The sequence below is a fragment of the Methylobacterium pseudosasicola genome (assembly GCF_900114535.1).
GTDB lineage: Bacteria > Pseudomonadota > Alphaproteobacteria > Rhizobiales > Beijerinckiaceae > Methylobacterium > Methylobacterium pseudosasicola.
In genome coordinates, this window is record NZ_FOTK01000006.1 from 1 (window position 1) to 12,678 (window position 12,678).

General features: G+C 69.1%; 13 protein-coding genes. 7 read left to right on the forward strand and 6 right to left on the reverse strand.

The annotated features are described in order from the left end of the window. Positions 1 to 261 (forward strand): transposase (locus BM228_RS07725; RefSeq protein WP_139234065.1); only part of this gene is annotated, 261 nt, incomplete at its 5' end. A 224-nt stretch (positions 262 to 485) separates the two neighbouring features. On the opposite strand, the gene BM228_RS07730 is transcribed toward BM228_RS07725, so the two are convergent. Then, positions 486 to 1,871 (reverse strand): CoA transferase, encoded by a 1,386-nt coding sequence (locus BM228_RS07730; RefSeq protein WP_092038739.1) that lies wholly within the window; start codon positions 1,869 to 1,871, stop codon positions 486 to 488. A gap of 86 nt (positions 1,872 to 1,957) precedes the next feature. Between BM228_RS07730 and BM228_RS07735 the strand changes: the two genes are divergently transcribed. The 4 genes from BM228_RS07735 to BM228_RS07750 are packed head-to-tail and all read left to right on the forward strand — an operon-like array spanning position 1,958 to position 6,323. Beyond that, a complete protein-coding gene (locus BM228_RS07735) occupies positions 1,958 to 3,595 on the forward strand; it encodes an ABC transporter ATP-binding protein (protein ID WP_092038741.1) in 1,638 nt (545 codons plus the stop codon). A 1-nt stretch (position 3,596) separates the two neighbouring features. Further along, the gene (locus BM228_RS07740) at positions 3,597 to 4,817 is read left to right on the forward strand and encodes a phosphopentomutase (RefSeq protein WP_092038743.1); all 1,221 of its coding nucleotides are present in this window, start codon (positions 3,597 to 3,599) and stop codon (positions 4,815 to 4,817) included. Positions 4,818 to 4,828: 11 nt separating this feature from the next. Next, positions 4,829 to 5,020 carry a DUF1192 domain-containing protein gene (locus BM228_RS07745; protein ID WP_092038744.1) on the forward strand — a complete coding sequence of 64 codons (192 nt, stop codon included), beginning with the start codon at positions 4,829 to 4,831 and terminating at the stop codon, positions 5,018 to 5,020. 4 nt (positions 5,021 to 5,024) lie between these two features. Beyond that, complete coding sequence (locus BM228_RS07750) at positions 5,025 to 6,323, forward strand: leucine-rich repeat-containing protein kinase family protein (protein ID WP_092038746.1); 1,299 nt, start codon at positions 5,025 to 5,027, stop codon at positions 6,321 to 6,323. A gap of 244 nt (positions 6,324 to 6,567) precedes the next feature. On the opposite strand, the gene BM228_RS07755 is transcribed toward BM228_RS07750, so the two are convergent. The 5 genes from BM228_RS07755 to fliL form a co-directional block, all read right to left on the reverse strand. Beyond that, positions 6,568 to 7,398 carry an FkbM family methyltransferase gene (locus BM228_RS07755; protein WP_092038748.1) on the reverse strand — a complete coding sequence of 277 codons (831 nt, stop codon included), beginning with the start codon at positions 7,396 to 7,398 and terminating at the stop codon, positions 6,568 to 6,570. A gap of 259 nt (positions 7,399 to 7,657) precedes the next feature. Then, positions 7,658 to 8,515: a MotE family protein gene (locus tag BM228_RS07760; RefSeq protein ID WP_208612000.1), complete on the reverse strand. Its 858-nt coding sequence runs from the start codon at positions 8,513 to 8,515 to the stop codon at positions 7,658 to 7,660. Continuing rightward, a complete protein-coding gene (locus BM228_RS07765) occupies positions 8,512 to 9,009 on the reverse strand; it encodes a DUF6468 domain-containing protein (RefSeq protein ID WP_092038750.1) in 498 nt (165 codons plus the stop codon). Before BM228_RS07765 ends, BM228_RS07760 begins: the two co-directional genes overlap by 4 nt. Before the next feature lie 15 nt (positions 9,010 to 9,024). Next, positions 9,025 to 10,239: a flagellar motor switch protein FliM gene (gene fliM / locus BM228_RS07770; RefSeq protein ID WP_409566926.1), complete on the reverse strand. Its 1,215-nt coding sequence runs from the start codon at positions 10,237 to 10,239 to the stop codon at positions 9,025 to 9,027. Positions 10,240 to 10,294: 55 nt separating this feature from the next. Continuing rightward, positions 10,295 to 10,870, reverse strand: a complete 576-nt coding sequence (gene fliL / locus BM228_RS07775; protein WP_092038754.1) for a flagellar basal body-associated protein FliL — start codon at positions 10,868 to 10,870, stop codon at positions 10,295 to 10,297. A gap of 257 nt (positions 10,871 to 11,127) precedes the next feature. Between fliL and flgF the strand changes: the two genes are divergently transcribed. Together flgF and flgG are read left to right on the forward strand one after the other, a co-directional pair. Then, positions 11,128 to 11,868, forward strand: coding sequence for a flagellar basal-body rod protein FlgF (gene flgF, locus BM228_RS07780; RefSeq protein ID WP_092038756.1), 741 nt, complete (start codon positions 11,128 to 11,130; stop codon positions 11,866 to 11,868). Positions 11,869 to 11,881: 13 nt separating this feature from the next. Further along, entirely contained in the window at positions 11,882 to 12,673 is a 792-nt protein-coding gene (flgG, locus tag BM228_RS07785; protein WP_092038758.1) for a flagellar basal-body rod protein FlgG, read from the forward strand. Positions 12,674 to 12,678: the final 5 nt, after the last annotated feature.

Sequence of the window (12,678 nt, forward strand, 5' to 3'; positions counted from 1 at the left end):
GTGACACGGTGGGAGCACGAGGACGTGCTGGAGGCCGTGCAGCGCCGGTTGGACGGCGATCCGCTGGCCATGCGGGTCCGGCGCGAGACGGTCGAGCACCCCTTTGGCACGCTGAAGGCGCGGATGGGGGCGACGCACTTCCTGACCAAGACGTTGCCGCGCGTCTCGACCGAGATGGCACTTCAGGTCTTGGCCTACAATCTGACGCGTGTTCTCAACATCCTGGGAAGCCGGAAGCTCTTAGAAGCCATTCCCGCCTGAGCAAGAGCCTTGGATCGCTCACTGAGGAACTGAAAAGCCGTCCAACAGCGCCTTCAACTCAAACGGATTGTCGCTCGACCACAAAAGGTCGCTCCAAGCCATGGAACGCCCATTCTCGCAAGATTGGGGGTCACCCGAGCGCAAAGCCCATTCCCGGCGTTTTGACACGGCCTGGGTCGAAAGCTGCCGACACCAAAGTTAGACCTCCGCCCACGCATTCCGCCCTATCGCGCGCCGACCCCCGGCTCACCCGCCCAGGCCGGCGCATCATCCCCCAGCCGGCGCGCGGCCCGGTCCCAGCGCATCGCGGTCCCGGCTACCGTGAGCGGCGGGCGCAGGCGGCGGGCCAGGCCCCAGGAGGTCGCCTCGATCTCCGGGGCCAGATCCTCCGGGGTCTCGGGGGCGAGCGCCGGCTCCGGCTCGGCTGGGCCGGCGGCGATCAGGAGGTCCGCGGTCCGGGCCAGCGACAGCCGGGCCTGGCCGCCGGTGCCGTCCGACAGGCGCCGGGCCAGCAGCTGGAGCACCGAAGCCGCCATCAGGTAGCCGGTGGCGTGGTCGAGGGCCTGGACCGGGAGCGGCACCGGCACTTCGGCCTGGCGCCAGGCCTGGCCGGCCTCGGCGAGGCCGCAGCTCATCTGCACCAGGCTGTCGAAGCCGCGCCGTCCGGCCCAGGGGCCGGTCCAGCCATAGGCGTCGAGCGACACGTCGACGAGGCCCGGGGCCAGGGCGCGGCGCGCCTCCGGGCCGTAGCCGAGCCCGTCGAGGGCGCCGGGGCGGTAGCCGTGGACCAGCACGTCCGCCCCCGCCAGCAGACCCTCGAAGGTCGCCCGATCGGCCTGCCGGCGCAGGTCGAGGCGGGAACAGGTCTTTCCGAGCGTCACCTCGGGCTCGATGGCCGGCTCGCTCCAGTCGGGCGAATCGATCCGCAGCACGTCCGCCCCGAACCCGGCCAGGAACCGGGTCGCCACCGGGCCGGCCAGCACCCGGGTCAGGTCGAGGACTTTCAGGCCCATGAGCGGACGCTCCGGCCGGGGGCGCCAGCGCGACGCGGTCCGGTCGGACACGGGGGTGAACGCCACCAGGGGTTCGTCCGCCACCGCCCGGCCCTGGGGATGGGCCGCCCAGGCGTCGCGCCCGCGCATCTCGGCCGCGCAACCGCCCTCGGCCAGGATCGCCGCCTCCAGCGCCGCCTTGTCCCAGCCGGCCACGGCCTGCGCCATGCCGGCCCGGTCACCTTGCGCGCCGAGCACCCGCTCGGCCGCCGCCCGGTGGTGCGGGGCGTTGGTGTGGAGCCGGATCCAGCCGTCCCGGGCCCGGTAATCGCCGGCCACCGGGTCCCAGGGGGCCGGAACCCGCCAGCCGTCCGGCCGCAGCGAGGTCGCGAACCAGGCGGAGGCGAGCCGCCGGTCCACCGTGATCGGCCCGTCGAGGCCAGCAACCTCCGCGAGCGCCAGGCCGGCGGTTGCAATCGAGGCCGCGGCGAGGTCAGTCGCCCGGAAGCAGGAGGGGAGGGCGCCGGTGCCGATATTTCGAAGGGTTCGGGCAGCCTGCGAAGGGCCGCCGAAGTGTTCCCAGATCCGGGCGGCCAATTCTTCGACGTGATCGGGCATGGCGAATCCCCGGGCTGCAGACCACGCGCATGATCGCGCATCTCTGGCCGGGTAGGCTAGGGTCCCGGCCGCGCTATAAGGGTGCCATGTCCGAGGCCGAAACCCCGCCGCTCCTGTCCGTCGAGGGCCTGTCCGTCGCCTTCCGCTCCCGGGAGGGCGAGACGGCGGCGGTCGATTCGATCGGCTTCACCATCCGCCGGGGCGAGACCGTGGCGCTGGTGGGCGAATCGGGCTCCGGCAAGTCGGTGACCGCCCTGGCGATCCTGCGGCTGCTCGACGGCGCGGCCCGCCAGAGCGGCAAAATCCTGTTCCAGGGCAGGGACTTGATGAGCCTGCCGGAGCGCCAGATGCGCGACGTGCGCGGCGCCGACATCACCATGGTGTTCCAGGAGCCGATGACATCGCTGAACCCGCTCCACACGATCGAGCGGCAGATCGGCGAGGTGCTGGGCCTCCATCGCGGCCTCTCGGGCAAGGCCGCGCGCAAAAGAATTCTCGAGCTCCTGGAACTGGTTGGCCTGCGCGACGCCGAACGCCGCATGGGCGCCTACCCGCACGAGCTCTCCGGCGGCCAGCGCCAGCGGGTGATGATCGCCATGGCGCTCGCCTGCGAACCGGACCTGCTGGTCGCCGACGAGCCGACCACCGCCCTCGATGTGACGGTGCAGGCCCAGATCCTGGCGCTGCTCGCCGACCTGCAGAAGCGCCTCGGCATGGCGCTGCTGTTCATCACCCACGATCTCGGCATCGTCGAGCGCATCGCCGACCGGGTCTGCGTGATGCTGAAGGGTAAGATCGTCGAGGCCGGCGAGACTAGGTCGGTCTTCGCCAACCCGCAGCACGACTACACCCGCCGCCTCATCGCCTCGGAGCCGAAGGGCCGGGCCAACCCGGTCCCGGCCGACGCGCCGCCGCTCGTGGAGGCCGGGCCGCTCAAGGTCTGGTTCCCGCTCAAATCGGGGGCGTTCCGGCGCGTCACCGGCTACGTCAAGGCGGTGGACGGGGTCTCGCTCAAGGTCCGGTCCGGCGAAACCGTTGGCGTCGTTGGCGAATCCGGATCCGGCAAGACCACGCTCGGGCTGGCTTTGCTGCGCCTCACCGCCTCGGAGGGGCCGATCGTGTTCCTCGGCAAGCCCATCGATGGGCTCACTGTCGCGCAGATGCGGCCGCTTCGCCGGGACATGCAGGTGGTCTTCCAGGACCCCTATGGCTCGCTCTCGCCGCGCATGTCGGTGGCCGATATCGTCGCCGAAGGGCTGATCGTGCAGGGCGCGGCGCGCTCCCGGGCGGAGCACCGGGCGGTGGTGTCCAAGGCGCTCACCGATGTCGGGCTCGACCCGGCCGCCATGGACCGCTACCCGCATGAATTCTCCGGCGGCCAGCGCCAGCGCATCGCCATCGCCCGGGCCATGGTGCTCAACCCCCGCTTCGTCGTGCTGGACGAGCCGACTTCGGCGCTCGACCGCTCGGTGCAAGCGCAGATCGTGACGCTGCTGCGCGACCTGCAGAGCGCGCGCGGGCTGGCCTACCTGTTCATCAGCCACGACCTGAAGGTGGTCCGGGCGCTCGCGAACTACGTGGTGGTGATGCAGAACGGCCGCGTGGTCGAGGAAGGCCCCGCCGAGACGATCTTTTCCGACCCACAGACGCCCTACACCCGGGCTCTGTTCAAGGCCGCCTTCGCCCTCGACAGCGATGTCGCCGCCGAGTTGGAGCCCGCCTGACGTGACCCGCGCCCTCCTCATTGTGCTCGATTCCGTCGGCATCGGCGGCGCCCCGGATGCCGCCGCCTATGGCGATGCCGGGTCCGACACGCTCGGGCACATCGCCGAGGCCTGCGCGATCGGGCGCGGCGATCGGAAAGGCCTTCGCAGCGGGCTCCTGCGTCTGCCCCATCTCGCCGAACTCGGGCTCGGCCTCGCCGCCGCCGGGGCCTCCGGCCGGATCCCGCCGAACCTCGCGCCGCAGGGGAATCCGCGCGGCGCCTACGGCCACGCTGTCGAGACGGCCGCCGGCAAGGACACGCCTTCGGGCCATTGGGAGATCACCGGCCTGCCGCTGCCCGAACCCTGGGGCCATTTTCCGGACACGCGGCCGGCCTTCCCGTCGGCCCTGGTCGAGGCCCTGATCGCCGAGGGCGGCCTGCCCGGTATCCTGGGGGACCGGCACGCGCCGGGCGTCGCCATCATCGACGAACTCGGCACCGAGCATGTCCGGACGGCGAAGCCGATCTGCTACACCTCGGCCGACAGCGTCTTCCAGATCGCCGCCCACGAGGAGGCGTTCGGGCTGGAGCGGCTCTACGCGCTGTGCCGGCTGGCGCGCCGCCTGTGCGATCCCTACCGGGTCTGCCGGGTGATCGCCCGGCCGTTCGTGGGCTCGGTGGACACGGGTTTCCGCCGCACCGGCAACCGCAAGGACTTTGCCGTAGAGCCCCCCGGCCTCACGCTGCTCGACCGGGCCGAAGCCGCGGGGCGGGCGGTGGTCAGCGTCGGCAAGATCGGCGACATCTTCGCCCACCGCGCCACCGGCCGCGAGATCAAGCCCGGCGCCAACGCCGCCTGCCTGCAGGCTGGGCTCGACGCCCTGGCCGACCTGCCCGACGGCGGCCTGATCTTCGTCAACCTGGTGGATTTCGACACGGAGCACGGCCATCGCCGGGACGTGCCGGGCTACGCCGCCGAGCTGGAGGCGTTCGACGCCCGCATCCCCGAGATCCTGGCGGCGCTGAAGGCCGGCGACCTCGCGGTCATCACCGCCGACCACGGCAACGACCCGACCTGGACCGGGACCGACCATACCCGTGAGCAGGTGCCGGTCCTGGCCTTCGGCCCCGGAATCGTCCCTCGGGCGATCGGCCGGCGGGACACGTTCGCCGATATCGGCGCCACCCTGGCGGCCCATCTCGGGCTCCCCTGGGACGGCGCCGGTCGCGTATTCCTGTAGGGAGCCGCATCATGCGAGACGACGACGACCGGCCGCGCGAGGCCGTGGCCCACGAGATCGGGCAGACCCTCGACACGCTCTCGCTCTCCGACCTCGACGCGCGCATCGCGCTGCTGCGGGAGGAGATCGCCCGGATCGAGGCGGCGCGGGCGGCGAAGCAGGCGGCGCAGGGCGCGGCCGACGCCTTCTTCAAGCGGGGCTGACACTTTGGACCGAACTGAAACCCTCGCCGCCCTGCGGCGCGGCGCTCTTGCGGGCGCCCGGGAGCTGCGGCTGCCCGATGGGCTTTCCGAATTTCCCCGCGAGATTTTTGGCCTCGCCGACACCCTGGAGGTGCTGGATCTCGGCCGGGGCGGCTTCACCGACCTACCGGACGATCTCGGCCGCCTGAACCACCTGCGGGTCCTGTTCGCCTCCGGCAACCGGTTCGAGCGCCTGCCGCCGGTTCTGGGCGATTGCCCGACGCTTAGCCAGCTGGGCTTCCGCGGCTGCGGAATCCGAGAGGTGCCGGCGGAGGCGCTGCCGCGCGACCTGCGCTGGCTCACCCTCACCGATAACGCCATCGAGACCCTGCCGGACGCCCTTGGCGAGCGGCCCCTGCTGCAGAAGCTGATGCTGGCGGGCAATCGGATCGCGCGTCTGCCCGCGAGCCTCGCGGCTGCGGACAACCTCGAGCTGATCCGCCTGTCCTGCAACCGGCTCGATACCCTGCCGCCCTGGCTGGCGCGCCTGCCGCGCCTCGCCTGGATCTCCTATGCGGGCAATCCCGCCGAGCCCATCACGGAGCCCAATCCATCGACACCCGTGCCCTGGGCGGCGCTGGAGATCGGCGACCTGCTCGGGGAGGGGGCCTCGGGCCGGGTCTATCGCACAGTCTGGCACGATCCGTTCGGCCCGCAGGCGGTGGCGCTCAAGCTGTTCAAGGGCGCCATGACCAGCGACGGCCTGCCGGAGCGCGAGATGGAGGCCTGCCTCGCTGCCGGCACCCATGCGGCGCTCACCGGTGCTCTCGGCCGGCTCGTCGACCATCCCGACGGTGCGCAGGGGCTGCTGCTACGGCTGCTGCCGGCGCAGTGGCGCGTGCTGGCCGGCCCGCCGAGCCTCGCGAGTTGCAGCCGCGATGTTTACGATCCGGCCCTGCGCCTCAATACCGAGAAGGCCTTGAAGATCGCCAGCGCCGTGGCGGAGGCCGTGGCCCACCTGCACGGGCGCGGCCTGATCCACGGCGATGTCTACGCCCACAACACGCTGTGGGATGCCGAAACCGGCGCGGCCGTGCTCAGCGATTTCGGTGCCGCCTCGGCGTTAGCCGCCGGAGCAGAGGGCGCCGCGCTGAGGCGGGTCGAGGTGCGTGCGGTCGGGATCCTGATGAACGAACTGGTCGACCGGTGCCACGTGGCGCCTTACGGGCTGCGGCCCCTGGCCGAGGCCTGCCTCCAGGCCAATCCGGAGGAGCGCCCCGGCTTGGAAGAGGTCATCGCCGGGATCGAACAAATCGCGGTGTAGCCCACGCGTCGCCCAGACGCGCGCGTCGTTTCACTGAACGGCGGCTCAGATTGAGGTCGAGGACGAGATAGCGCTTGGCCTGATTCGCATCGCGCGTCTTGGCAACACTCGGCCTGCGGCGTCCCGGGTCAGACCATAGCCAGTCGTGGAAACAGGGTGGAAACGGACCCAAAGGACTTGCCCCTTGCCAGATCAGGCAGCGGCTCTCCGGACATGCATGGCCGACGGCCTGCAGAACAGACGACTACGCGTCCGGAGCTGCGACGACCACCTCAAGCCCAGCCCTCAGCGACCCAGATACGTACCAGCTATCCCACTGAGAGAACTGGCGAAACACCCTGACATAGCCCTTTAATGCGAGGAGTTCGTCGATGGCCGCCTCGTTCTTTGGGTTGTTCTCCACAGAGATCACGTTGAATGTGCGGCTGAAGCTGTAAGCGGACAGGATGTCGAGTTCGCTGCCCTCCGTGTCGATCGACAGATAGTCGATGCAGTTTGGAGCCGAATACGCATCCAGTAGGTCATCCAGCGATATCGTCTCGATCTCGATCCGTTGACCCCGGCTGCGCGTTTCGGCGAAATGGTCGGCATCGGCATGGCGGGCGATACCGCTCAATTCCGGGTCCGTATCGTTGGTCGCGAGGAAAGTGACCGTCTCGTGCGACCGCGACGAGACGCATCTGTGTTCGATCGCAGCGCTCCGCTCAGCCGCCAACGCAGCGTGCCAGATCGGATTCGGCTCCGCGAGAATGCCTTTCCACCCAAGTGTTTTTTCCAGCAGCCACGTGTTGCTGTTCTTGCTGCCGTTGGTCGCCCCGAACTCGACGAAGTAGCCGTTCGTTTTCTCGCCAAGCTCGAAACAGACCCAGAGATCCTGCAGGATCTGCGATTTCGATCGCGTCCTGCGCGCCAGGCAATACGCAAGAAATGCGGCATCAGGGTTCGACACGAGGTGTTGAACTTCCCTTCTATTGAGACGGATAGCGTTAAATAGAATTTTTTGAACAGCAAGACTGTTGAACAGCTTATTGCCGATGACTGCCATGCCGGACAAGAGTAATGTTTTGAACGACATTACGACTCGACCTATATACTTAATTTCAATCAGCGATATATATATTACTATAATCAGGCCAAGGATACAACATAGAATATCCTGCCCAATCCATGCGGAAGGAGTCCATCCGGCGCCAGCGGATGATTTTGTCCATCAGAACGTGGGGCCGTGTTTGTGGTCGGACCGGAAAGTTGGAAACCCGACCCTCGTGATGACCTGACCGTTGTGAGGGCTCGACGATGGTTCTGAACGTCTCACACAGCCGTCGATCTTTCGCCTACCGCGGCAGCGGCGCCCCAGGATCGATCGCCGGCAATTCGTTTGCCGGCAGGCCCGCACCGGCCTGTGCCTGGGCGCCGCCGACGCCGCGGGCGCGGTTGGCGAGGGTCACGGTCAGACGCTCGGCCGTATCGGGCTGCATCACCGCCAGGATCTCGGACATCTTGCGCGGGTTCATGGCCAGGACGATCGGCACCAGCACGTCTTGGCCGAGGCGATCGAACACCCGGGCGGCATCCTTCGGCTTCATCGACTCGTACATCGTGACGATGTTCTTCAGGCCCTGCTTCTCGGCCTCCTCGCGGGCCTTGGCAGCCAAATCGACCTTCTCCTCCGCCTGCTTGAGGTCGCCCAGCCCGGTCTCGAGCTTGCGCTCGGCCTCGTTGAGCATTTTCTCGCGCAGCTCCAGCTCCTCGTTCTTCTGGCGCAGCGCGTCGCGCCGGGCGCCGAGCTTTTCCAGGAGCGCGCGCTCGGTCGGGGAACCGGATGCCGCCTTGGCTGGCTCGGGGGCGGGCATGTCCGGCGGTTTTTCAGCCGGCGCTGCGGGGGCCTCCTCCTTGGCGCCGACCGAGCCGGTGGTGACGGGATCGGGCGGCTCGTAGCCGGTGCGCGCCCGGGCCACCGCCCGGCCGTATTCGGGCAGGGTTCCGGCGCCCGGCAGGCCGACCTGCAGCAGGGTCAGCAGCTTGAGCAGCAGCAGGCCGCCGGCGGCGATCGCCACGGCATCGATCAGGCGCAGCCGCATCGGCCGCACAGGCGTCAGACGCGAGCGGCGCAGGGCCGTGGCGGCCGGGCGCGGCGCCTTCGGGACGGGCTTGGGCGCCTTCGGAATCTTTGGAGCCGGGACGCCGGTCACGCGGCGCGCGCCCGCACACGGGCCAGGGCGCGCTCGCTCATCGCCAGGGCGGCCGCGGCGGCAGCGCCGAGGCGTTCACCGTTCGGGCTCGCGGGCTCGGGGCGGGCGGCGGGCATCTCGGGCGCGGGCGGCGGGGCCGGCGGCGGCTCGGCCCGGACCGGCACGGCCCGCATCTGCGCGACGATCGCGCCGATGCGCATCACCACGGTTTCCCCGGCCTCGACCTGCGCGGCCAGCTCGGCGGAGCGGGCGGTGGCGGCCTCGATCCGGTTGGTGAGGGTGCGGTCGCCGTCGTCGATCGCCGAGCGCAGCCCCGCGATGGCGCGCTCGGCCGTGCCGGTGGCGACCATCAGGTCGCCGATGGTCTGGCGCAGCGCCGCCTCGTCACCCTTGAGCTGGCTGATCCGGCGCGACAGGCGCAGGCACGTGACGATGGTGGCCGCGAGCAGGACCGCGACCAGGATGTCGGCGGCGAGCGTGACGAAGAGACTCATGATCGGGCCCGCACGCTAAACATCGGAATGGCTGTTCATCGAGGCCTCGTAGGCCTGGATGGTCGTGCGCGAGCGGCGCAGGGGCCGCGTGACCTGGACGGCGATGTTGCCGTCGACCTGGCCGATCCGTCCCTGGGTCAGGGCCCAGTCGCCGCAGCGCACGGCGATCAGGTCGGAGGGCTTGGCGTCGAACATCAGGGTGTCGCCGACCTTGAGGCGCATCACCTGCTTGAGCGGCAGCATCATCTCGTGCAGCACCGCCTGCATGGTCACATCGGCCTGCCAGATCTCGGTGGCGAGATGGCCCTCCCAGACGTGGTCGCGGCCGAGCTTCTCGCCCATGAAGCTCTGGGTCAGCAGCTCCCGGATCGGCTCGATGGTCGCGTAGGGGAACAGGATCTGCAGCATGCCGCCGCGCCCATCGACGTCGAGGCGCAGGCTGATCAGGATCGCGGCGTTGCCGGGCCGGGTGATGGTGGCGAAGCGCGGGTTGGTCTCGATCCGGTCGATGTCGAAGGTCACCGGCGAGAGCGGCTGGAACGACTGTTCCAGGTCGCCCAGGATGATCTCCACGAGCCGGCGCACCAGCGTCATCTCGATCGACGTGAACGGCCGTCCGTCGAGGCGGCTCGACGAGCCGCCGCGCTTGCCCCCGAGCAGGAGGTCGAAGGTCGCGTAGGCGAGGTTGGAATCGACCGTGACGAGGCCCGAATTCTCCCACTGCTCGGCGCGAAAAACGCCTAGCAGAGTCGGCAGCGGGATCGCGTTGAGGTAGTCGCCGAACCGCACCGAGGTGATGTTGTCCAGTGTCACCTCGACGTTGTCCTGGAACAGGTTGCGCAGGGAGGTCGACAGCAACCGGATCATCCGGTCGAAGACGATCTCCAGCATCGGCAGGCGTTCGTACTGGACGACGCCCGAATCGACGATGGCCTGAACGCCCCCGGCCCCTGAGGCCGAGAGCTCGCGCATGGAGAAGCCGAGGACGCCGTCGATCTCGTCCTGGTTCAGCACCCGGTCGTTGCCGGCGAGCTCGGGGAGGTTGTCGCTCTCCCCGTCCTCGATCATCGTCGCCCATTCGGCGGCGACGTCTCCGGCGTTGCGCGTGGTGCCCTGCTCGGCGAGCGCCGCGCCCCATTCCTCGGCGAGCGACGTGTCGCCGCCCTCGGCGCCCTGCTCCAGAAGGGCGGCCGACCAATCGTCTTCGGGGAGTTCGTCCTCGGGTTCCATCAGGCGCGTCCGCTCAAGGCCTGGTTGGTGGCGACCGACAGGGTCATCGGCTGGCTCACTGGACGATCACGTCCTTGAACAGCACCGCCTCGACCTTGGCGGGGTAGACGGCGACGTTGACCCGCCGCAGCAGCTCCTCGCGCAGCCGGTAGAGACCGACCGAGCCGGTGAGGTCGCTGACGCGCAGCTCGCGCATGTAGACCTGGAGGGTGTCCTCGATGCGCGGCATCAGGGGCTTCACCTCCTCCTCGACCCCGGCATCCTTGAGCTCCAGGGCGAGCCGCAGCTTGGCGTATTTGGCCTTCTCCTGGGGCATGTCGGGGCTGAGGTTCAGCAGCATCTCGCGCAGCTCGACGAACACGATCGGCTTCTTGCCGTCGGGGCCGACGCCCTTGGCGGCCTCCCCGTGCCCGCCGCCGCCGTGACCACCCCCATGCCCGCCGCCCCCGGCAGCCGCCGCCTTGCCTTCGGCGTTGCCGCCTTGGCCCATCATCATGAAGGCCCCGCCACCGCCGACCACCACCAGCAGAGCGACGGCCCCGATGATGATGAAGAGCATCTTCTTGCTCTTGGGGGCGGCGTCGGCACCGGCCTCGCCATCTACGGCGGCCTTCTGGGGCTTCTTGGCCATGGGAAATAATGCTCTATCGCGGATATCCGCGTGCCGGGTACGCTCGGATATCGAAGCATTACGGTTAACGTGTCGTTAAGGGGGCAAATCCTGCCGGGCCAGGATTGCCGCGGCGCAGGCCCGACCCATCGGGCAGGTTACCGGATGCCTGCGTAAATCCTTACATTTGCAAGCAAAATCGGTTTTTCAGGTGTTGGCACAGCGGATGCTGAATGGATCGTTGCCGCCACCGCGGCACGCGAGTGTCAGAGTCCACGATGCAGAATGCCCTCTTCGTCGGCGTGTCGAGCCAGATGGCGCTCCAGCGCGAGCTGGACGTGATCTCCAACAACATGGCGAACGTGTCGACCACCGGCTTCAAGGGCCGGAGCACGCGCTTCCAGGAATACCTAATGCCGGTGGCGAGCGCGGATTCCTTCGCCCGGCCCGACCGACGGCTGTCCTACGTCATCGACCAGGGCACCACCCTCGACCTGGGGCAGGGGCCGATCGAGCAGACCGGCAACCCGCTCAACGTCGCCGTCAAAGGCTCGGCTTTCATCGCGGTCCAGTCGCCGCAGGGCGAGCGCTACACCCGCAACGGCGCCTTCGAGGTCGACCAGACCGGAGCCCTCGTCACCAGCGACGGCTACAAGGTGGCGGGCGACGGCGGGCCGATCACCATCAACCCGCAGGAGACCGGCCTGACGATCGGGACCGACGGCACCGTGTCGACCAATCTCGGCATCCGCGGCAAGATCAAGCTCGTCACCTTCGCCAACCCGCAGCGGCTCACCAACGAGGGCGGCAACCTCTACGCCTCCCCGGAGCCGGCGCGCCCGGCCGGGATCGACGGCCGCGTGGAATCCGGCGCGCTCGAGCGCTCGAACGTGCGGCCCGTCATCGAGATGACCCGGCTGATGGACGTGAACCGCTCCTACGCCATGGTGTCGAGCATGATCACCCGCCTCGACGACCTGCGGGGCACGGCGATCCGCCGCCTCGCCGACGTCGCGTAAGGGGGCCTGACCGATGCGCGCCCTCTATTCAGCCGCCACCGGCATGGCGGCCCAGGAACTCAACGTCCAGGTCATCTCCAACAACATCGCGAACCTTCGGACCACCGGCTACAAGCGCCAGCAGGTGCACTTCCAGGATCTGCTCTACCAGAACCTGCGCCGGGCCGGCTCCTCGACCTCCGAGCAGAACACTCAGCTGCCCGCCGGCCTCGCCCTCGGCTCAGGCGTAAAGACGACCTCCACGGCCCGCGTCATGTCGCAGGGCACGCTGAGCTCGACCGAGAAGGATTACGACGTCGCCGTCCGGGGCGAGGGCTTCTTCCGGGTGACGATGCCGGACGGCCGCACCGCCTATTCCCGGGACGGCTCCTTCGACCTGTCGGCCACCGGCCAGCTCGTCACCCGCGACGGCTACCTGCTCGATCCGGCGATCACCGTGCCGCAGACGGCGACGGCCGTGACGATCAGCGCCACCGGCGCCGTCCAGGCGACGCTGCCTGGGCAGACCGCGCCACAGGCTCTGGGCCAATTCCAGCTCTCGCGCTTCGTCAACAAGGTCGGCCTCGAATCGATCGGCGACAACCTGTTCATCGAGACCGCGGCCTCCGGGCCGGCGATCAGCGGCCTGCCGGGGGCGGAAGGGTTCGGTAACCTTCAGCAGAGCTACTTGGAAGAAGCGAACGTCAACGCCGTCACCGAGATCTCGTCGCTGATCGCCGCGCAGCGCGCCTACGAGATGAACTCGAAGGTCGTCACCGCCGCCGACCAGATGCTCTCCACCACCTCGCAGATGTTCCGCAGCTGACCGCG

Coding starts and splice junctions, on each gene's coding strand:
- BM228_RS07730 (WP_092038739.1), bottom strand. CDS start 1,871: ATGCCCGATCACGTCGAAGAATTGGCCGCCCGGATCTGGGAACACTTC.
- flgG (WP_092038758.1), top strand. CDS start 11,882: ATGCGCGCCCTCTATTCAGCCGCCACCGGCATGGCGGCCCAGGAACTC.
- BM228_RS07765 (WP_092038750.1), bottom strand. CDS start 9,009: ATGAGTCTCTTCGTCACGCTCGCCGCCGACATCCTGGTCGCGGTCCTG.
- fliL (WP_092038754.1), bottom strand. CDS start 10,870: ATGGCCAAGAAGCCCCAGAAGGCCGCCGTAGATGGCGAGGCCGGTGCC.
- fliM (WP_409566926.1), bottom strand. CDS start 10,239: ATGGAACCCGAGGACGAACTCCCCGAAGACGATTGGTCGGCCGCCCTT.
- flgF (WP_092038756.1), top strand. CDS start 11,128: ATGCAGAATGCCCTCTTCGTCGGCGTGTCGAGCCAGATGGCGCTCCAG.
- BM228_RS07745 (WP_092038744.1), top strand. CDS start 4,829: ATGCGAGACGACGACGACCGGCCGCGCGAGGCCGTGGCCCACGAGATC.
- BM228_RS07755 (WP_092038748.1), bottom strand. CDS start 7,398: ATGTCGTTCAAAACATTACTCTTGTCCGGCATGGCAGTCATCGGCAAT.
- BM228_RS07735 (WP_092038741.1), top strand. CDS start 1,958: ATGTCCGAGGCCGAAACCCCGCCGCTCCTGTCCGTCGAGGGCCTGTCC.